A 19,773-nucleotide genomic window follows, 5' to 3' on the forward strand; every position below is an offset into this window, starting at 1 on the left:
CATCAGATAACTATACGTATTTTTGGCTTTCATAAGCTAATTTTTGGGATTCTTGATGCTTTTTAGCGCGTGTGTGCATTTTCAACATTCAACCACGGAATCTTCATTTTTGATAATGACGTGTAAAATTCGCTTACTATGCCTAATAATCGAAAAGCAAACTCTCTTTACCTACTTCATTATTAATTCTTCGTAACTATCCCATTCAGCTATGAACTTATAATAACACGCATACTTTTTACTTTACTAATAGATTTCGATATTGGCTCATCAATTTTTTGAACATCTAGTTTGCTTCATAATTATTTCATGAAGACAGAAATCTATGAGTTTTCTCAAGCTTGTATATGGAAGGAGGCACCTGCGATTTATTTAAGTATCACAAGCACCGTTCTATTAGTAAGAATCTTTATTGTAAAAAATTTGATAAATAGGATTTGCTTTTGAATCCGTTTTTGCATAGCACGTTCATAATACTACTCTTCTTCGTTTTTCAACTTTTTAAGTTTTTTTATATCCAATCCTGTTACCTTCGATACATAATCAATCGTATTCCCGGTTTTTAGCAATTCAAGAGCTACTAGTCTTTTTCCTTGTTCTATTCCTTGCTCGATTCCCTCTTCACGTCCCTCTCGAAACCTCGTAGATAGAATCGCATCGCTAACAGCTTTATCTTTATCAATTCGCATAATCATTTTTTGTTCCTCGCTTTCTAGGTTTAAAAAATCGGTTCTGGCTTTGGCTTCCTTGATATAATCTGGCGCCTGATCAGTTGTTTCTCCCGTTTTTAAGAAATAATACCAATGCCAAGCAGGATGCTGCTTGGCGATATTCTTATTTTTCAGGCTGAGAAAGCATAAAAGCAGCAGTTCCTGTGATTTTCGATTATGAAATGGACGATGGGTTTCTTCATTTAGTAAACGAAACAGCTGCAGAGCTTGCTCATTCTCATCAAACAGATCAAAATCCAAAATATTGATTCCATAGGCTGGACACAGACTTGAAAAATTGTTCTTCTTTTCAGCTTCCTTTGTTTCGATCGCCCCAAATGGCGAACGGTAAGCTTCGGTTAAATAGAAAATCACCCGCTCATGAAAGTAGTCATGAGACTGTATCTGGCATTCGATCGTGGCATGAGCACCATTTTCATCGATTGCTAAGACATCGACTTCAGTTCGCTTTAATTCGGATTGTTCATTTTCTTCGTAGGATTTTATATAACTGTCGATATGGTAAGTGACTGTAGGAGTTAGTGTCTTGAATTCAATGCCGATTAGGTCTTTGATAAAGGCTTTGAGAATGTGCTGGGAATCTTCTGAGCTAAAAAGTTTGCGAAAAAGTAGATCGTTGGTCGGTAAGTATTTTTGCATCGTTTTCCTGCCTTTCAGATAGCAGGATTTCTCGCCTACATTATAACATGGCGAAAAATCGCTATCAAAGTTCTTTTACTGTAAGATACGCAAAAGAAAAATCTGTCCACTCCCTGTGAAAGCTTTCATTTCAGCAAAAAAATTGTCATTAATAAATAGGTTTTATATAACTTCTTTTATCGCATAAAATACAGTAAAACCTCACATATAACACCGTTTTATGGTATAGTTTGAATTATCGGAGGCGATGTTCATGGACTTTTCTACCATTATAAAAATTGTTTTATTTATCCTTTTTATTACCACTTGTATTTTTGGATTTGCTTCGTTTCTTTTTCGTAAGTGGAAATAGCAGCAGCTAACGCATAGCATTTTATCTATTTACTAAACAAAAAGTAAAAATACACCTACGAAATCCTTCGCAAGTGTATCTATTTGGCTATTCTGCTTTTATTCATGTAATCCACATCGCATCTAAAAATATCTTTCAGTGATATGAAAGTATAACTCTGACTGTCATTCGCTGAGTGGATTACCACTTCCCGTCTTTCTTACAAGGCTATAAATTCTATTAACTAAGCAACAATCGGATCAATCGATCTTCATTGTATTCAGCAATTAAATCAGCAAACTCTCGGAGCAGCTCACTTTCTTGAATTCTTTTTCCATCAAAGGAACCTTTATAATGACTGACAATCGCCTCAAGCTTACTGAAGGTGTTCGCAAGAAAATACCCATCGCTAGGAAAATCATTTTCCTGATCAAGCTTTAGCTGTTTGACATCCTTCAACAGATCCTCCTTCTTTTCTTGATACCAAGACTTTGAAGACTCCCCGCCGATTGCTAATTCAGCTCTTAACAGATTGTCAAATCCCTCCAACAGGTTTTCAAACGCTATAGGGTCAAAAGCATAAAACTCTTGTGCCTTCAAATAATCTGATAAGTAGCGGAATGTCTCGGCCAATTCAGCATTCCCATTCGGATATTGGGTCAGCTTATATTTTGGGATAAAGATTTTTTTCTCGATTTCTTCTTTAGTTTGTGTTTTATAGACCTTCACCAGCTTCGTTCGAAAGAGTTTTCTTTTCTTGATCGTCTGCTCATTAGTAAAGAAATTAGGCAGCAGCTCATTGATAAAAAAGGCATACGTATCCGCGACATTGTATGTCTGACCAGCCTCAATACCAGATGTAGAGTAGTCAATATACTCCCAGACCACATCTACGACTAGCTTCTCCAGGTCCATGTCGGATTGTTTATAATATCCATAAACACTGAATAACTCTCTGCCTTGATCGTCATCGACACCGATTTGATTGGTATCTGCATAAGGCGAGAAGATATAGCCATTTTCATACGCTCCATTATTTGTTTGGTACTTCTGGACATGTTCCCGAACTTTTTCCCACATTTCCACATCTAGCTGCATCAGCTTAAACCTTCGATAATCGCCGTAATAGGGCTCAAAAGCAAAGGATTGCAGATCTTTTAGGAAATCTGTAATCTTCGCAACATATTTTTTTATAAATGTATCAACTACCACGCCTAATTCGTCTACTTCATGCTGATACAAATAAGCGACACTGCTTCCAAAATCAACAAAATACTGTCCCAAATCCTCCAGATATAATCCAATGTATTTCCGCATTCCTAAGCGTGCATCAGTTTCCTTGCCGAAATAGAATAATCCCAATATTTCCTTGTGATTCAAATGAACCCCTGGATCTGACACCTTCAACAGCCGCGCAAATGTGATCGAGCAGTTACCATCCTGATCATTTTTAGGAAAATCAGCTTCTAAAGAGACACTTTTATACTTAATCGTTATAGAATTCTCCTTCTCATCGACTAGCAACTCCTCTGAAAATAAAGATTTTTCCGTAAAGGTTTCAATATCTCGGCTGATCCGATCTAAGGTCCCATTGAATAGATAATTATCAAACTTCTCCATGCGTTCAAAAAATTCACTTGGAAATTCTCTGGCGTTCTTTGAGAGTAGATTTTTTTTAGGAATGTCAAAGACCACCGCTTCCTGATTCGGCGTAAGCTGCTCTAGTTTTTCAAAGAGTTGTTCAAATGGATCAATCCAATAAATATCATCATGAGCAAGATCAACATAAAAAAGAAAGGTTAAGCACCTTTTCTTAAACCATCTTCGGACTGTTGCTGTTTTTAATCGCAGGGATAAATAGTCATCCTTATCTGCAACTCTTTCCAATTCTCGGTATTGAACATAAAACTCCTTTCGATCATCTGCTTCATCTGGCGGAAGCACACAGTAAAAGTCGCTGCCAAAGTCTGTGTGCATGATGTTTACCGTGCAATACTCTGACAGGCGAGTGCCCAATAATGTTTCAACTTTCTCTTCAATTTTTGGCAAAGCCTCCATTTTTATTAGCATTGATTTTCCACCTCATCTTAATTTCATCATCTATCAACTATTCATATATATTAGGCTTGTTTCATAAGCAACCTGATAAATCCGTTCTTTCTATATTTCCAGCTCTTCATTTACATTCAACTCTAATGAGATAAAGTTCTTTTTTATCAATATTCCTATAAACAAAATAACATCTTTCATCACTAAAGTAAATGAAAATCCTATAAAATCAGTTATATATAAGAATTAAAACGTCTGTAAATTTAATATATAATTAATATAGTAATAAAAGATAATTAATATCACGGATTACAAAATGGCCTTTTTTTGTCTATTACGTTATATTTTTGAAAAGCTAAGAGGAGAAAATGTGTAATAATGAAAAGCTCTCAGCGATATAAAGATTTCGCAGAGAACTTTTTAAACTTTCATACAAACCTTCTACTGACACAAAAACAAGCCCAAACTCAGTAAATGAGTATTGAGCCTGTTTTTGTATTCATTAACTGAAGAATGTTGTGTTTAGTCTGTTACCCATAATTTATTGTCGTCTTTGTACGGCCATTTCTTCGCACCGTTCTCAACGATATATAACCGAGATTCATCGATGCCTTCATCGATGAGTAATGAGATTGTACGTTTCGCACCGCTTCCACCGCCTGGGCAGACAACATAGATTGGGTTGTCGCCATCCTTAAATTGATCAGCATTATCCACGACTAATTTTTCCAGTTCTTCAGTATCTACTGGATAAGCTGGTACGCTGATAGAGTTTGGCAGATGGCCTTTTTCATAGTCTGCCTCTGGTTGAATATCGATGATTTGATAATCGGCAGCATCGTCTGTTTCAAGAACGTCCTTCATCTTTTCTGGTGTAATCATTTGCCAATCAATATCCGCTTCGGCACGATCTTTCTTTCCATCGTTGTTGGAACAGCCTGTCAACACGATGGCAAATATTGCTAAAGTAATAAGTAATAATCCGCTAATTCTCTTTTTCATTTTTCTAAATCCTTCTTTCGATCGATTTTTTGTTGGTTCGTTGAATCGGTGAGTCATAGCTTTACTTTCACCTCGTTTTTTCCGCACAAAGGCTGTGACAGAAGTGGACAGCTTCAGGTTATTAACGAAGAAGATACTTCTAAAACGCCGTCAGTAAGGAAGGGGGGCCAAATATTTTTGTCATCCCTTATCCTTCGAAAGTATGGGATCAGATTTTTTTAAGCACAGGAATACTTTGAGGGTAAGAATGCTACACGAACTCGCTTAGATACTCTAAGTTGGTTTTCACCTCATAGTCATAGTCGTTTTGACATTTCTTCCACCTCCTGCACCCTTTGTGAATCTTTCTTCAATCAAAGTATATAGAAAGGAAAACGCTTTTTCAATAACAATTTGAGTAATTTCTTTTGTTGTGAAATGTTTTAAAATAGCTAAAAAATTTGAATAAAATTACAATCGTTCTATTAATGCAGTTAAAGGAGGTTTAACTCCAGTCCGCCAACAGCCAGCTACTCGTCGTGGCGGTGCTTCGTACTCCGTACGTCAGCATGTTTCCTCCAAGGTCGCTAAAGGTCGCTTCAGCGCCAGCTTTTTAACTCAGCCATAATCTTATCAGCAAAGTAGTAGCTAGAATAAAAGAAAATTCTTGAAATTCCTTTGAAACCGTTATTGTAATCGCTTATACTTTTAGGTGTGAAAGAAAATTCGTTAAGGAGGTTTTTATGCTACTTTTATCTCGTGAAAATATCAAACAAGTATTTACCATGAAGGATGCCATTGAAGCAGACAAGGTGGCCTTCCAATTATTTAGTGAGGGTAAGACAGATGTGCCGTTGCGAACACAGATCGTTTCGGAAAAACAAAATGGCACATTCCTATTCATGCCGTCTTACGCACCTGATTTAGATGCAGCTGCCCTAAAAATCATCAATATTTTCCCTGACAATATTGATAAAGGTTTAGCCTCTGCCCCAGCTCAAGTGCTGTTAGTAGATGGCAAGACAGGTTATGTCAGCGCCCTACTAGATGGCGTGACTGTTACTCAGCTACGGACTGGTGCCGCATCTGGGGTTGCCTTTGATGTCTTGGGTCGAAAAGATGCTAAAAAAGGTGCACTGATCGGAACTGGTGGACAAGCCGCGACTCAATTAGAGGCGATGATTTGTGCCCGGGATTTAGAGACGGTCCACGTTTTTGACCAAAATTCTGAGCGAACAAAAGCATTCGTTAAGCAAATGAATGAAGAGCTGAAGGACTATGGGACTCAAATTTTGCCAGCGGAAACTTCAGATGAAGCGATTAATGATGCCGATCTGATCATCACTGTTACCCCAGCCACTTCGCCAGTTTTTGATGGCAGTAAAGTCAAGGCAGGTGCCACAGTCAGTTGCGTAGGTTCTTATCAACCGCATATGCAGGAAATGGACCCGGTAATTTTAGAACGCGCCAGCAAGCTCTATTTTGATTCAGAAGAGGCGGTGCTATCCGAAGCCGGTGATATTTTGATACCACTAGAAGACGGCATAATTACGAAGGACGATTTTACCGGAGACATCGGAGAGGTGCTGATGGGAAAAATTGGCGGTCGCGAAAATGACGAAGAGATCATCGTTTTTAAAACTGTTGGGATCGGCGCTCAGGATCTCGTCACTGCCCAAAAAATCTATGAACGTGCGCTGGAAGAAAAAATCGGAACAGAATGGTCGTAAAAAATAGAAATAAGGAGGCCCAGTCCAACTTCTCGCAGCCCGCTTAGCCAGTGAGACAGCAACGATGCCCGCATCAATTAAAAGCTGAATTACTTAGTTGGATGGTATACGCCATTCGGATCGGAATAATTTTTCCACGAAAAATTAATACGTTAAAACTAATAAGGAGGAATAAACATGCCACATTTATCAGTCAAAATGTACCCTGGTCGTTCGGAAGAAGTAAAACAGGACTTTGCTAAAAAATTGCAAGATTTCGTGGTGAAGGAACTTGGTTGTACCCCGAATGTTGTCTCGGTGTCATTCAAGGAGATTGAAGCAGACAAGTGGAAAGACGTAATCGGTGACGAAATCGCAGGTGAGGATGTTTATATCAAAGCGGATTTCTAAGGAGGACGCGAATGAAAGAACATGCCAGTATTTTTAATGATGTGTTAGGCCCGGTGATGATCGGTCCTTCAAGTTCCCATACAGCAGCCTCGGTGCGGATTGGACGTGCACTGCGGCAGATGGTCGTTGGAAAAATCATCTATTTTCAGGCAGATTTTGATCCAGAGGGTTCGTTAGCTGCAAGCTATATTACGCAGTGCTCCGATATCGGTCTAGTTGGGGGCTTGCTGGGAATGGACCCGACGGACAATCGGTTGACACGTGCTCTTGAAATTGCTGAAGCGGATGGTATGGAAATTGTTTTCCGTGTGATTCCTTACGAAAACAACCATCCTAACACTTATAAAATGACAGTCAAAACAGATCTGGGCGAAGAACTAGATGTAACTGCTCTTTCTGTTGGCGGCGGGATGATCGAGATCACCGAGATCAATCATTTTGCTGTCGAAGTTACTGGAGGCTTCTATGAGACCCTCCTTTTCGGTGAGACTTTGGTGTTATCTGAAGCTGACTTAGAAGATAAAATCGACAAATTATGCTCAGCTGTGGTCAAGGAACAAGCTGGTAAAACGATGCTGCATATCAAGACTCAACAGGAGATTTCTGAAAAAGAAATCGCTTGGCTGAATAAGCAGATGAAGGTTGAACGATTCATTGCCTTTGATCCTGTCCTGCCTATTATGTCGCAAAAGGAACCTAAGATGCTCTTTTCAACAGCCGAAGAGATGATTGCTCTGGCAAAAGAGGAAAATTTAGATCTGGCCGATATGGCGCTGCGCTATGAAAGTCATCGCGGCAGTATTTCCGAAGAAGAAGTCTATAAAAAAGCGGAAGCCATTCTTGAAATTATGGAAAACGGCATTCAAATCGGCTTGGCCGGTACTTCCTATGAAGATCGGATGCTAGGCTCACAGGCACCTAAAATTCGCGCCAATCGTGAGAAGTTGATCGGTGATGACCTGCCAGCTAAGATCATCGAAAATATCTCCGCTTTGATGGAGGTAAAAAGCTCGATGAATGTCTTTGTTGCGGCACCAACGGCAGGTTCCTGCGGCGCATTGCCAGGAACCTTGATCGCTGTTAGTGATTATCAAAAAAAGTCCCATGATGAATTGGTTCGCGCGCTCTTAGCTGCGGGAATGATTGGTGTCTTCATTGCGGAATATGCTACATTTGCCGCAGAGGTGGCAGGCTGTCAGGCGGAATGTGGTTCGGGTTCTGGTATGACTGCGGGCGCACTCGTGCAATTAATGGGCGGAACCATCGAAGAAGCTGTTAATGCCGCATCTATGGGCTTGCAAAATGTTTTCGGAATGACCTGTGACCCAATTGGTGTTCGGGTAGAAGTTCCTTGTCTTGGGAAAAATATGATGTGCGGAATGAACGCATTGGGTGCTGCCAACATGGCGCTGGCTGGCTATGATGTCGTTATTCCGTTAGATGAAACTATCGAAAGCTTCAATAAAGTTGGACGAATGATTCCAGCGTCACTACGCTGTACAGGTCATGCCGGCTTGGCACAGACACCATCAGGACTAGCCATCGCCGAACGCTTAGGCTGTCCATTGGATTGCTGCTGATAGAAATTAAAAACAGAGTGATTCGCCTATTTTGGTGGTTCACTCTGTTTTTCGATTCTCTAAAGTATTTCCCAGATCATCATAAATAATGAAGTAAGGATACAGACAATTCCAGCAATTCTGAATATCACCACACCTTTACGGCGAGAGCTGCTTCTTGTCCGTCTTAGTGTTTTTTTCTTCACTGGAAAAAGTAACAGCGCCAGTCCTAGTATAAGCAGAAAAGCTGGTAAAATATACTTCTTCGCCTGATCAAAAAATGACGCTTTTCTCGTAGTCGGCAAATGTTTTTCTTCTGTTTCTAGTTTTTTATAGTTCAGCGATAATTTCGGCATGTCTTCTGTCAGCTGCTCCTTCTGACTGGCTAACGTCACCCGATTTTCTTGGATCGTGACTTTTGGTTTTTCACCTTTTTTCACTACACCATAAAAATCATTCGCTAGCTGTATCGATTTTCCATCAATCTCGTGGATTCCTTTTGGTAGGAGCAAGCGATGTTCATACTCATCAAAAACTTTTTTAAGCAACGCATTACCAAAGGGATGACGATAGTATTCTCCGTCTTGATCAGACCAGTCGCCCACCCCTAGGATCACTTCAATCAAACGAGTATCTCCCCGCTTGGCCGTTGCAATATAATTGAAGGCACTGCTAGGACCAGAACCCGTTTTCAAGCCATCTACACCTTCAAAACCATATTTTGCTCCAGGCAATGAATAATTGTAGGTTTCAAAGGTCTCTTCATAGGGCGTTCCCTCCATGGCAGTGACCTTTGGCTGATTCGTAAATTCCAATACTTCTGGATGATCGTTAATCAAATGAAAAACCATTGTAGCCAAATCACGAGCAGTTGCAGTATTACTGCCATTCGCATCGAAGCCTTCTGGCGTATAAAGCCCCTCAAAGCTCACAGCTGAAGCACCGCTGCAATTATAAAAAGCAGTATTCTTCATACCGATTTTTTGAGCTTTCTCATTCATCTTTTCGACAAACTCCCCCGCACGATTATTTGAAACGACATTTGCTAACATAACCGTCGCTACATTCGATGACGGCACAACGACCATTTTCAATAGCTCTTTAACAGGATACTCGACACCTGCTACAATATTATTATTACTGATAGCGTACAATTGGCTGATAGCTTGATCCTTTTCCGTTGCCTTGATTTTCGTGTCTAAAGTCAATTTTCCTTCTTTTATGGCATCAAAAACTAAAAAGACCGTCATCATTTTGGAGATACTGGCGGGTTCTCTGACCACATCAGCGTTCTCTTCCCATAATATCTGACCATTCGTTCCATCAACCACGATCGAAGCTTTTGGTTTGTTTTCCTCTAACACATCGGTGTGGCCTGCTGATTTGGTAATCTCCATAATGTCCTCAGCAGCATGAGCAGGCGTTTCGAAAAGGAATAAAACAACTATTACTATTATAAATATGATTTTTTTACCCACAAGGCCTCCTAATTAACACGTAATACACAAAATTTTAGCATAGATAGAAATGAATTATTAGAACTTTTTCCACATAATACAAACTATTTCTTATTTCTATTGGTTCGCTTGGTCAAATTAAAAAAGCAGACCCCAATTTTTTTGGGGAATCTGCTATAAAGTACTCTTTTTAAACTTCAATAATTTTCGGCTGACGCTTAACATAAGGCAAAAATTTATCTAATACATCACTGGTCTTCAATTTCAAATACCCGGTCGTTGTGCCATCGCTGCAGCCGTAATATTCTTGATCACAGACATCCTTATCCAGAACTAGCTGAACCTTCTTGGCTTCTTCCAGCAACGTACTAAAGATTGTTGCCGCACCGATTTTTGTTCCTAACATTTCAGCCATCTGCTCTGCTGAGGCAAATGAAACCCGAGCAATTTCCAACGCCTGACTGAATTCCTTCGATTTGAAGGGCTTGTCGCCACAGGTGACGAATAGATAAAAATTTGTTTTTTGCCGATTACATAAGAACAAGGTTTTCACCATATCCATCTCTAAACGTTCATTAATTTGCTGGCAATCCTCCATCGTGATGACTTCCTCTGTCTCCACTCGCTGAAACGCCATATCTAATTCTTGCAGGACCTGATAGACTTTTTCCTGCAATGGCGTGTTGCTTATTTCTGGTACTGATGTATAGGCTTCACTGACTAATACCATTTTACTCACTCCTTTTTTCTAAGCTGTAAATTTTGACAGCTTGTCATTTGTGTACGCTGTCTTCTTCTATTGAATAGTTACTAGCAGTAATTTATCATAGAAATAAGGATTACAAAAACGAATTTTTAGCATCTTTAATATGATGAAAACAGATGCAATAAATGCTTATTCACATGTCAGTTTAAATGAATAGGAGAATTCAATCATGGATATGAACATTCAGAAATACATCGCTTTTGTTAAAACCGTTGAACTAGGCAGCTTCACTAAAGCGGCTAAAATTTTAAACTACTCTCAATCGGGAATCAGTCGAATGATTCATGATCTCGAGCAAGAATGGGGGATCACTTTGTTGGAGCGCAACCGCGCGGGCCTTCGGTTAACGTCTGATGGGATGAATGTGTTGCCTTATGCAAAGGAGCTGGCGGAAAAATATCAAACCTTGCAAAATCAGCTGGCGGAGCTGGGGCATTTAGACACAGGTCTGATCCGTATCGGGACATTTTCGAGTGTGGCTACTCATTGGCTGCCTGAAGCGATCGAAACGTTTCAAAAGGACTATCCTAAGATTGATTTTGAATTATTATTGGGAGATTACGAAGAGATCGAACAGTGGATCTTAGAGGGGCGCGTTGATTTCGGCTTTTCACGATTACCTGCGTCCCATAATTTGGAGCAAAGATTTCTCCATGACGATGAGCAGCTGGTCGTTTTGCCGCAGGGGCATCCTTTTTTGGCTAAAGAAAAAGTCCATGTGACCGATCTAAAAGCGCAGCCTTTTATTCTACTAGAACGTGAAGGAACCTCTGACGTCACTGAATTATTAGCAAAAGCACAGGTTTCACCACAAATAAAATTTCGCACATGGGATGATTATTCGATTTTGGCAATGGTAGAGAAAAATTTAGGGATTAGTATTTTACCCAAATTGATTCTGCAACGAATCGCTTTTCAAGTCGAGACTAGACCATTCGTTCATCCGGTCTTTCGTAAAGTCGGAGTCCTTTATCGTAACAAGTCCTTGCTCTCGTTAGCCAGTCGAGAATTCTTGAAGCTATACTTAGATTTTTAGGCTAAATCGGACTTATTTTTTCTTGCGATCGTTCAATGAATCACAATTTTTTCGAATTTTATGGTTTTTCTATTTCGTTTATTGTTATAATTATAAGAAAAAGACCTACGGGAGGATTTATGGCACAGATTATTTTTTATATTTTAATTGGACTGATGATCTTTCAAGCAATCATGCTTGTGCGCGATGTTGTGACCCATCGCGATGATTTAGGTCCAGGAAATTGGCTAATTAGCGGAATTATTGGCTTCATTGCAGATTTTGCAGATACGATCGGAATTGGGAGTTTTGCACTCACCACCATGATGTTAAATGTTACGAAACAAAATACTGATGATCGAAAATTACCGGGGATCTTAAATGTCGGACACGCAATCCCTGTCTTGACTGAAGCTGTGATTTTCGTCACAGTTATCAAAGTTGATGCGTTGACTTTAGTCGCCTTAATCTTAGCGGCGATCGTCGGCTCTTGGTTCGGATCAAGATATGTTACTAAGCTATCCGAAACAGCAGTTCAGAAATGGATCGGCTGGGCATTATTGATCACAGCGATTTTGATGTTGCTACGTCAAACGGAAGTCATTGCTTTATTGGGTAAAGGAAATACCGCGATGGGATTAACCGGGGTGAAATTAGTCATCGGTATCATCGGCAACTTCTTATTCGGTGCCTTGATGACGGTTGGTGTTGGGCTATATGCGCCATGTATGGCGATGGTCTACATGCTAGGAATGACACCATTAGCTGCTTTTCCGATCATGATGTGTTCATGCGCGGGACTTCAACCAGTCGCTAGTATCAACTTCATTCGTGAAAAAGCTTATTCTAGAAAAATTGCCTTGGCGATCACGATCGGCGGGATTCCCGGCGTTATCATCGCGTCGCAATTTTTGATGAACCTAGACATTTCAATGGTCACTTATTTAGTTATTGTTATTATTTTCTATACAGGTATTCAATACATTCTAAAATCACGGAAAACGGCAGCGGCTTAAATCGCTCTGTTTATCAAAAAAATGGCTTTGTACCAATATTGGTACGAAGCCATTTTATTTTTCTATGCGGCTATCACCCTTATGAAAGGCCTTGACCTTTTCCAAAATGAATAAGACACCCACCAAAACCAAAATCGAGATAGATAATAACAAAGAATTCGTTCCGTTTCCGTGAGCCAGTAATAGCTCCCGCAGGATGGCGGTAATACTGATTAAAATCAGGTAACGTACAGGAATATGATGCCCTTCCTTGATGTAACGCAGCAGCATCAATATGACTTCCAATAAAATGAACAGCGTCGCGATTTCATCAATCAAGAGGGTCAATTCCGATACATTGTTCAATGGAATCACGTGCATGATCATATTGATGATGCCTTCCCCCATGACAATGACAACAACAATTATCAATACAGCTAATAATATATCCACGACCGTACTGATCGCTTTTTCGAATTTTAAGAAATAATTCTCCTTCATCGTACGTCCTCCGTTCGATTTCTATCTAAATTATAGCAACTCTCAAAATGAATCAGAAGGAATACGCACTTAAAAAAACTCCGCCAACTCGCTCAGTAGCTTACTAAGAGCGAGTTGACGGAGCTTATTTTATTATGAATGTAATTTCGCTTCTCTGGCTAAAGCTAAACAGCCAATTGTTCCGGCATTATTACCAAGCTTTGGTGTCACAATATAATCTTCTAATTCAGGTGTTTTTACATAATCATTCACTAATTCCTTGAAACGCGCGCGAACCTTTTTAACTAAATGCTCCTGCTGCATCACACCACCGCCGAAGATGATCACATCTGGTGAGAACATCAAGGTCGTATTGTAGGCACATTGTGCGATGTAATCTGCTTCAATATCCCAATATGGATCGTCTTCACTTAAGTCCTGACCTTTGCGTCCTAAACGTTTTTCGATCGCTGGACCTGCCGCCATCCCCTCTAAACAATGTCCGTGGAAAGGGCAGCTTCCTTCAAAATCATCTTCAGGATTGCGGCTTACTAACACATGACCCATTTCTGGATGACTGAAGCCTTCAATAAAATTGCCTTTTTGCAACGCGCCGCCGCCGATGCCAGTACCGATCGTATAATACACGACACTGTTCACGCCATCGCCGCGACCCTTTACATATTCGCCGTAACAAGCTGCGTTCACATCGGTCGTCCAAGCAATCGGTAAGTCAAACTCTTTTTTCATAGTGCCGACAAAATCAAAATTCTGCCAAGCCAATTTTGGTGTTGACGTAATGTAACCATAAGTTTTTGAATCGCGATGAATATCGATCGGCCCAAATGACCCCACACCAATACTGACTAATTGCTCTTCATACTGCTTGAAGAAGCTGATCACTAATGCCATCGTCTCTTCTGGAGTAGTCGTCGGATAACTGACCCGCTCCACGATTTCCAGATCATTATTTCCCACTGCACAAACAAATTTTGTTCCGCCGGCCTCGATCCCGCCAAATAATTTTTCCACTAAGCTTCACTCACAATCATTTAGATTTATTCAACATACAAGGTCACGAATTTCGCGTGCCCGATGTTCTCGAGTTCTATTGTATCATTAATTATTGGCAGCGGTTCCTTTGTTTTTTCTTTCAAATCAACTTTTTTATGTCCATTTAACAAACTTGTTTTGTCCATAATAATAATTTATTTCAGTGCTTCCTTGATCATTCTCGCCGCTGCCACCGGATCATCCGCCTTCAATATCCCACTGCCGACGATCACAATATCTGGCTCTAACGCTACATAATCTCCGATAGTCTCAGCATTGATTCCGCCAGCAACTGCTACTTGAACAGCTTTTGCGTATTGCTTCAATTCCTTCAAATCCTCCAACGGCGTTCGACCTGCCTGCTGCTGATCCGCTCCTGTATGGACTGCGATAATATCCACACCTAATGCTTCGATAACTGGCACCCGTTTAGCAAAATTCTCCACACAAATCAAATCCACCATGACTTGCCGCTCTTGCTTTTGAGCCTGCTCAACACAACCCTTGATTGTCAAATCATCAGTGATGCCTAAAACTGTCACATAATCAGCACCGGCATCATATGCCAACTGCGCTTCATAGGCGCCAGCATCCATGATTTTGGCATCGCATAAAACCTCAAGCTGTGGATAGGTCGCTTTGATCTGACGAACAGCTTCACGACCGGCATCAATTAAAAACGGTGTTCCTACTTCGACAATATCTATATAGGGATGAATCTCTTTTAGAACCTCCAACGCTTCGGTAAGAGTTAATTCGTCGATTGCTAGTTGTAATTTCATTTATTTTCCCCCTTACTCTAAATTTGCATGTTTTTCAAATGCTCGATCAGTCGGAACTTTTTGTTCTATTGCCAACTCAACAATCAAGGAATCCGACAGTAATAGAACTGCTTCTTCAAACATACTTCCGCCTGGCAAAATTCCCTTTTGATTTTCCTTGCTTTCAGGCAGCTTGTCGGTATAAGCAGGAATTCGAATAATACTCGCAGATAATTTGGCTAAAGTTGATTCGGGAAAAACGGTCAAGCTAATGATGTTGCCGCCGATTTCCCCAGCCTTGCTTGCAGTAGTAATCAAAGAAGCGGTCTCACCTGATGCGCTCGCAAGAATCAATAGATCATCGGGTAAAAATGCTGGCGTTGTCACTTCTCCCACTACATAGACCTCATACCCCAGATGCATTAAACGCATCGCCAACCCCTTCAGCATTAACAAGGAACGGCCAGCCCCTGATATAAAAATCCGCTTCGCTTGCTTGATACTGATTACCAATTGATCTATCTGTTCTTGATCAATTTTTTTCAACGTTTCTGCCAGCTCTATTGCTGCTGTGTAGGCAACTTCCTTCGTTTCCATCTTATGCCTCCTTATTTTTATAGCTCGCCACGAATAGATCTAAGGCCCCGGTAAACTCCAAGTGCTCGATCCCCGCCGGAATTAAGACTGTTTCTCCCTTTGAAATCGGAACCTCATTTACCGTGCCCACTCCATCTACTACTGTGATAAAAGCAAAACGCTTAAGCCGATACGTTCCCTGTTCTTTTGTTTTGATCCGACTCAAACTGTATAAACCTGGTTCATCCCAATAATCAGTGATTTCACAGCCGTTTCGTTGATAAGGTTCAATCCAAACAAAGCCCTCTGAAGTATCAGGAACTAAGACATTTTCTAATACTTTATCGATGTGTAATTCTCTTTCTTCTCCTGTATTCGGATCGACTCGTCCATAATCATATAGTCGATAGGTCAAATCGGCGTTACGGGAAATGTTGTAGGTCAAGACATCGCGATTGATGGCATGTAACGTCCCGGCCGGAATATCAATAAAATGATTTTTTTTGGCTGGCAAGTATTTCAACAGCTTTCCCCATTCTCCAGCCTGGACCCATTCAGCAAATTCTTCCTTAGTTTTCGCATGGTGCCCAAACTCGATTTTGCCATCCGCGGGCGTATCTAGGATCACCCAAGCCTCTGGTTTTCCACGCGAGTGATCGTGTTTCATGGCATAGGAATCGTCTGGATGGAGCTGAACAGATAAATCTGCTAAAGGATCTAATAAATTCACGCGAATCGGCAGCTCCTCCGTCTCACAATCGAACCAATCAGGATATTCTTTATAAAGCTGAGAAAGTGTCAGATCGGTATCAGCAACTGGACAATCCGCCGCTCCCGGCAAAGCCACTACATTGTAGACCTCACCAATTGGATAAATATCTGTCTGATAATTGAAGGCTTCCAGCATCCGTTTGCCGCCCCAAATACGTGCTTCGAAAAAAGGTAAGATTTTTACGATTTGTTTTTCCATTATAGCCCCTCATTTTGTTTCCGCTTACAACTAGAATTATACAGTCCTGTATTCCTTTGACAATCCCTTAAAAAAATTAGTCCTTTTGAGAAGATATTTTCTATTTTTACACTTTTATTCTGTTATATAGATCGTTTGCTCTATTAGGGCGCAGCTTTTACTAGAAATCCCCTGAAAGAATACAATTTACAAACATTTTTCATTTGAGACCGATTGAGTTACTGGTTACAATAGTAAAAAAGAACGGATCTGAGGAAAAATTTATGGAAAAAGCCTTGCTTGTTGTTCACCGCTATATATCCGAAAAAGCTGATGATTGGGGTTTTATTGCAACAGACTATGCCACTGCGGATATGCTTAAAAACATTTCGAACCTTTATCCTGATTATGACTGGCATCCTGCAACATTGGCACAAGCCAGACAGTTACTGCGTGAAATTGACATTGATCTGTTGTTATTAGTTCCGATATTGAAGGATCATATAGCAGAGTTAAATGCCTATCCTCATGTTGAGGTCGACTATCTGAGAGCCGACGAGTATGGAAAAATCAGCAAATCGCCATTTTCTTTTATGCGAAAGGAACCGTTTAAATAATAATTTCTTGCAAAAAACCCGCTTTCCAGTTTGGATAGTGGGTTTGCTATTTCTTCTGCTCGGTTAATAGTCCATTTTTCGACTCATTCATTGCTTCTCTTACTTGTCGCTTGTTTAATAAAAAAAAACTTGGGCGACTATACTATGAAACTAAAAACAAATTCCATATAAAAAACCAACCTTTTCAGATTGGTTTTTCCGTTTGTTATATTAAGCGATCCACATCATACTCAAAACCATTTTGATCGCTGAGCTGTTTGTAGAATTCCCCGCTTTTTTTGATCGTACGTTTTTGTGTTGGTAAATCAAGTGAGACTAAACCATAACGATTTTTGTAGGCATTGATCCATGACCAGCAATCAATAAAGGTCCATAGATGATAGCCTTTGATATTGCAGCCATCATTAATTGCCTTCCATAGATAAGCCAAATGATCTTGAATATATTCGATGCGATAATCATCGATCACTTGACCTGTTTCATCCATAAAGCGTTCTTCGTTGGCGACGCCCATGCCATTTTCCGAGATAAAGGCTTCAATGTTGCCATAGTTTTCCTTGATATCCATGCATAGATCATGAATGCCTTTTTCATAGATTTCCCAGCCGCGGTATTCGTTCATACGGCGGCCTGGCATCACATGATTTTCAAAGAACCAGTCTGGTAAAAATGGCCCTTTTGGATTAATCGCAGTTAGACGAGCCTTCACCCGCTTTGGCTCATAATAATTCAAGCCTAGAATTTGCGCCGTATTTTCTTTGATACATGCTAAGTCTTCTTCCGTATAATCAACCGGTAGCTGGTCGTATTCCTTCAGTAAATCAATTAATTTTTTAGGGTACACCCCTTTGACCATCGGATCTAAAAAACTCCGCACATAAAAGAGATCAGCAATCTCTGCGGCTTTCACATCTGCTGGATTTTGACTACGTGGAAAGGTCGGACTTAAATTTAAAATGACGCCGATCTTACTCGTAAGCTTATGTTTTTTATGGGTCGCAATCGCCTTAGCATGAGCCAAAATCGTAAAGTGGGCAGCCTGTGCCCCTCGTTTGAAGTCAATGATATTTGGATAATGAAAATCTTCCAAATAGGAACCTAAAATTGGCCCCAACGGTTCATTGAAGGTAAACCAATGATAAACCAGATCGCCAAATTCTTTAAAACACGTATCCGCGAAATGTACATACGCATCCACGACCTCCCGTGATTCCCAGCCGCCTTTATCTTGTAACGCTGCCGGCATATCAAAATGATACAAGTTGGCGAAGACTTTGATGCCATTATCCTTCATTTCTGTAAATAAATCGCGATAGAATTCAATCGCTTTGGGATTGACCTCACCGACACCATCGGCTGGAAACATCCGTGCCCAAGAGATCGACACACGGAAAGAATTGTGTCCCGTTTGCTTCATCAGCTGGACATCTTCTTTGTAGCGATGGATATGATCGGTGGTTGTTTCTGAACTAATTCCTTGATAGAAGCGATAGGGTTGCTCCTTATACCAGCGTTCCCAAACGGTTTCTGCTTTTCCTGTTTCCCCGCGACCTTCTGATTGTTCGGCTGACCAGGCTGATCCCCACCAAAAGTCCGTTGGAAAAGTTAATTGCTGTTTATTCATTGTCGTCCTCCTCGTTCCGATTAAAAGTGAAGCCCATTTTCACGCCATCTCGTTCTAAGTATACGAAGTAGAATTGGCAGCTTAAAGGCAGGTTTTCTTGTTTGCTCATTCATCATAACATCGCTTACTAAAAAATGAAATAGTTTTTTAATCAAAAGAATATACTTTTAAAATTAAATAATTCTTTTAACAACGAAAGCATTGCTAAAACCTCGTAAAAGTATATAATTATTTATATCTTTAATCGTTTGTTAAGGGAGGTAATTATGAAGAAAAAGGCAAAATATATGGAGGTCTATCTAGATGTAAAACGAAAGGTTGAGGATGGTACCTACGCGATTGGGGAGAAGCTGCCAGCAGGTACTGAGTTAGCGAAGCTGTACAATACGAGTAAGTTAACCGTCAAAAAAGGGTTGGATATGCTTGTTTCAGAAGGCGTTCTACATAGCCGAAGTGGATTTGGTACCGAAGTATTACGCAAGCCGATCGATAATTCAAAGGTTTTCGGACCTAGTGAAGGACTCATGAGCGTCGTGGGTGAAGAGCATGTGGATTCAGAGATTCATACTTTTTCCATTGAGTTGCCTTCTAAAAAAGTTGCTGAAATGCTGCAAATAGACGAAAAGGACTATATTTATAATATTGTTCGCAGCCGCTTTGTAGATCAGCAACCTTACTCATTAGAACAAACCTTTATGCCCCTTTCCATTATCCCTGGGTTGGTACCAAAGCATCTAAAAAAATCCGTTTATTCCTACATTCGTGATGAACTACATTTAGAGATCAACGCCTCTCACGTTTGGATGAAGGGTGTCCTTGCGACAGAATTCGATGCCAAAATCTTAGGGATCGATGTTGGCGATTTTATGATTGAGATTGAAAAGAGTGTTTCTTTAGCAAATGGCACACCTTTTGAATACTCAATTACGCGACATTTGTACCAGGACTTTATTTTTGAAGCTGTTTTTGTAGAGAATTGATTCCTTGAGCTGAGTGTTCAGCTCTTTTTTTGTCACTTTATAAATCAAAGATATATATTTTTATAAAAAGGTATTTACTTTATCGCCGAT

At 40.2% G+C, this 19,773-nt stretch carries 18 protein-coding genes; 7 read left to right on the forward strand and 11 right to left on the reverse strand.

Annotation, left to right across the window (positions count from 1 at the left end; genetic code table 11):
* Nucleotides 1-476: 476 nt before the first annotated feature.
* From IGI52_RS10775 to IGI52_RS10785, 3 genes are all read right to left on the reverse strand, one after another.
* The gene (locus IGI52_RS10775; protein WP_438781252.1) at nt 477-1,370 is read right to left on the reverse strand and encodes an Rpn family recombination-promoting nuclease/putative transposase; all 894 of its coding nucleotides are present in this window, start codon (nt 1,368-1,370) and stop codon (nt 477-479) included.
* 571 nt (nt 1,371-1,941) lie between these two features.
* Nucleotides 1,942-3,771, reverse strand: coding sequence for a hypothetical protein (locus IGI52_RS10780; RefSeq protein WP_438781253.1), 1,830 nt, complete (start codon nt 3,769-3,771; stop codon nt 1,942-1,944).
* A gap of 501 nt (nt 3,772-4,272) precedes the next feature.
* The gene (locus IGI52_RS10785; RefSeq protein ID WP_016179763.1) at nt 4,273-4,752 is read right to left on the reverse strand and encodes a rhodanese-like domain-containing protein; all 480 of its coding nucleotides are present in this window, start codon (nt 4,750-4,752) and stop codon (nt 4,273-4,275) included.
* 722 nt (nt 4,753-5,474) lie between these two features.
* Here IGI52_RS10785 and IGI52_RS10790 point away from each other — a divergent pair.
* The 3 genes from IGI52_RS10790 (at nt 5,475) to IGI52_RS10800 (ending at nt 8,431) form a co-directional block, all read left to right on the forward strand.
* Entirely contained in the window at nt 5,475-6,461 is a 987-nt protein-coding gene (locus tag IGI52_RS10790) for an ornithine cyclodeaminase family protein (protein WP_271820004.1), read from the forward strand.
* A gap of 177 nt (nt 6,462-6,638) precedes the next feature.
* The gene (locus IGI52_RS10795; RefSeq protein ID WP_016179761.1) at nt 6,639-6,851 is read left to right on the forward strand and encodes a tautomerase family protein; all 213 of its coding nucleotides are present in this window, start codon (nt 6,639-6,641) and stop codon (nt 6,849-6,851) included.
* Between the two features lie 11 nt (nt 6,852-6,862).
* Complete coding sequence (locus tag IGI52_RS10800) at nt 6,863-8,431, forward strand: L-serine ammonia-lyase, iron-sulfur-dependent, subunit alpha (protein WP_438781254.1); 1,569 nt, start codon at nt 6,863-6,865, stop codon at nt 8,429-8,431.
* Between the two features lie 59 nt (nt 8,432-8,490).
* Here IGI52_RS10800 and IGI52_RS10805 read toward each other — a convergent pair whose 3' ends face one another.
* Nucleotides 8,491-9,888: a DUF1958 domain-containing protein gene (locus tag IGI52_RS10805; RefSeq protein ID WP_438781256.1), complete on the reverse strand. Its 1,398-nt coding sequence runs from the start codon at nt 9,886-9,888 to the stop codon at nt 8,491-8,493.
* A 169-nt stretch (nt 9,889-10,057) separates the two neighbouring features.
* Nucleotides 10,058-10,597 (reverse strand): prolyl-tRNA synthetase associated domain-containing protein, encoded by a 540-nt coding sequence (locus IGI52_RS10810; RefSeq protein WP_438781257.1) that lies wholly within the window; start codon nt 10,595-10,597, stop codon nt 10,058-10,060.
* 205 nt (nt 10,598-10,802) lie between these two features.
* Between IGI52_RS10810 and IGI52_RS10815 the strand changes: the two genes are divergently transcribed.
* A complete protein-coding gene (locus tag IGI52_RS10815) occupies nt 10,803-11,669 on the forward strand; it encodes a LysR family transcriptional regulator (protein ID WP_016179757.1) in 867 nt (288 codons plus the stop codon).
* Nucleotides 11,670-11,788: 119 nt separating this feature from the next.
* Complete coding sequence (locus IGI52_RS10820) at nt 11,789-12,664, forward strand: sulfite exporter TauE/SafE family protein (protein WP_216408124.1); 876 nt, start codon at nt 11,789-11,791, stop codon at nt 12,662-12,664.
* Between the two features lie 54 nt (nt 12,665-12,718).
* Here IGI52_RS10820 and IGI52_RS10825 read toward each other — a convergent pair whose 3' ends face one another.
* From IGI52_RS10825 to IGI52_RS10845, 5 genes are all read right to left on the reverse strand, one after another.
* Nucleotides 12,719-13,144 (reverse strand): phosphate-starvation-inducible PsiE family protein, encoded by a 426-nt coding sequence (locus IGI52_RS10825; protein ID WP_227131638.1) that lies wholly within the window; start codon nt 13,142-13,144, stop codon nt 12,719-12,721.
* A 132-nt stretch (nt 13,145-13,276) separates the two neighbouring features.
* Nucleotides 13,277-14,155, reverse strand: coding sequence for a fructokinase ScrK (gene scrK, locus IGI52_RS10830; RefSeq protein ID WP_176675157.1), 879 nt, complete (start codon nt 14,153-14,155; stop codon nt 13,277-13,279).
* Between the two features lie 176 nt (nt 14,156-14,331).
* The gene (gene hxlA, locus IGI52_RS10835; protein ID WP_438781258.1) at nt 14,332-14,958 is read right to left on the reverse strand and encodes a 3-hexulose-6-phosphate synthase; all 627 of its coding nucleotides are present in this window, start codon (nt 14,956-14,958) and stop codon (nt 14,332-14,334) included.
* 12 nt (nt 14,959-14,970) lie between these two features.
* On the reverse strand, nt 14,971-15,534 hold the full coding sequence (hxlB, locus tag IGI52_RS10840) for a 6-phospho-3-hexuloisomerase (protein WP_438781260.1): 564 nt from the start codon (nt 15,532-15,534) through the stop codon (nt 14,971-14,973).
* Nucleotide 15,535: 1 nt separating this feature from the next.
* Nucleotides 15,536-16,483: a class I mannose-6-phosphate isomerase gene (locus IGI52_RS10845; RefSeq protein WP_438781261.1), complete on the reverse strand. Its 948-nt coding sequence runs from the start codon at nt 16,481-16,483 to the stop codon at nt 15,536-15,538.
* A gap of 263 nt (nt 16,484-16,746) precedes the next feature.
* On the opposite strand from IGI52_RS10845, the gene IGI52_RS10850 reads away from it, so the two are divergent.
* A complete protein-coding gene (locus IGI52_RS10850) occupies nt 16,747-17,079 on the forward strand; it encodes a hypothetical protein (RefSeq protein ID WP_438781263.1) in 333 nt (110 codons plus the stop codon).
* A 205-nt stretch (nt 17,080-17,284) separates the two neighbouring features.
* Here the strand turns inward: IGI52_RS10850 and IGI52_RS10855 are convergent, their stop codons facing one another.
* Nucleotides 17,285-18,703: a glycoside hydrolase family 1 protein gene (locus IGI52_RS10855; RefSeq protein ID WP_438781264.1), complete on the reverse strand. Its 1,419-nt coding sequence runs from the start codon at nt 18,701-18,703 to the stop codon at nt 17,285-17,287.
* Nucleotides 18,704-18,969: 266 nt separating this feature from the next.
* Here IGI52_RS10855 and IGI52_RS10860 point away from each other — a divergent pair, with 266 nt between their 5' ends.
* Nucleotides 18,970-19,683, forward strand: coding sequence for a GntR family transcriptional regulator (locus tag IGI52_RS10860; RefSeq protein ID WP_438781266.1), 714 nt, complete (start codon nt 18,970-18,972; stop codon nt 19,681-19,683).
* Nucleotides 19,684-19,773: the final 90 nt, after the last annotated feature.

The sequence above is a fragment of the Enterococcus sp. DIV0187 genome, from assembly GCF_051713785.1.
GTDB lineage: Bacteria > Bacillota > Bacilli > Lactobacillales > Enterococcaceae > Enterococcus_A > Enterococcus_A avium.

Bases quoted from the DNA above. Each gene is read 5' to 3' on its own strand.
- IGI52_RS10795 (WP_016179761.1), top strand. From the start codon at position 6,639: ATGCCACATTTATCAGTCAAAATGTACCCTGGTCGTTCGGAAGAAGTA.
- IGI52_RS10775 (WP_438781252.1), bottom strand. From the start codon at position 1,370: ATGCAAAAATACTTACCGACCAACGATCTACTTTTTCGCAAACTTTTT.
- IGI52_RS10780 (WP_438781253.1), bottom strand. From the start codon at position 3,771: ATGCTAATAAAAATGGAGGCTTTGCCAAAAATTGAAGAGAAAGTTGAA.
- IGI52_RS10825 (WP_227131638.1), bottom strand. From the start codon at position 13,144: ATGAAGGAGAATTATTTCTTAAAATTCGAAAAAGCGATCAGTACGGTC.
- IGI52_RS10785 (WP_016179763.1), bottom strand. From the start codon at position 4,752: ATGAAAAAGAGAATTAGCGGATTATTACTTATTACTTTAGCAATATTT.
- IGI52_RS10810 (WP_438781257.1), bottom strand. From the start codon at position 10,597: ATGGTATTAGTCAGTGAAGCCTATACATCAGTACCAGAAATAAGCAAC.
- hxlA (WP_438781258.1), bottom strand. From the start codon at position 14,958: ATGAAATTACAACTAGCAATCGACGAATTAACTCTTACCGAAGCGTTG.
- IGI52_RS10790 (WP_271820004.1), top strand. From the start codon at position 5,475: ATGCTACTTTTATCTCGTGAAAATATCAAACAAGTATTTACCATGAAG.
- IGI52_RS10860 (WP_438781266.1), top strand. From the start codon at position 18,970: ATGAAGAAAAAGGCAAAATATATGGAGGTCTATCTAGATGTAAAACGA.
- hxlB (WP_438781260.1), bottom strand. From the start codon at position 15,534: ATGGAAACGAAGGAAGTTGCCTACACAGCAGCAATAGAGCTGGCAGAA.
- IGI52_RS10845 (WP_438781261.1), bottom strand. From the start codon at position 16,483: ATGGAAAAACAAATCGTAAAAATCTTACCTTTTTTCGAAGCACGTATT.
- IGI52_RS10800 (WP_438781254.1), top strand. From the start codon at position 6,863: ATGAAAGAACATGCCAGTATTTTTAATGATGTGTTAGGCCCGGTGATG.
- IGI52_RS10850 (WP_438781263.1), top strand. From the start codon at position 16,747: ATGGAAAAAGCCTTGCTTGTTGTTCACCGCTATATATCCGAAAAAGCT.
- IGI52_RS10815 (WP_016179757.1), top strand. From the start codon at position 10,803: ATGGATATGAACATTCAGAAATACATCGCTTTTGTTAAAACCGTTGAA.
- IGI52_RS10855 (WP_438781264.1), bottom strand. From the start codon at position 18,703: ATGAATAAACAGCAATTAACTTTTCCAACGGACTTTTGGTGGGGATCA.
- IGI52_RS10820 (WP_216408124.1), top strand. From the start codon at position 11,789: ATGGCACAGATTATTTTTTATATTTTAATTGGACTGATGATCTTTCAA.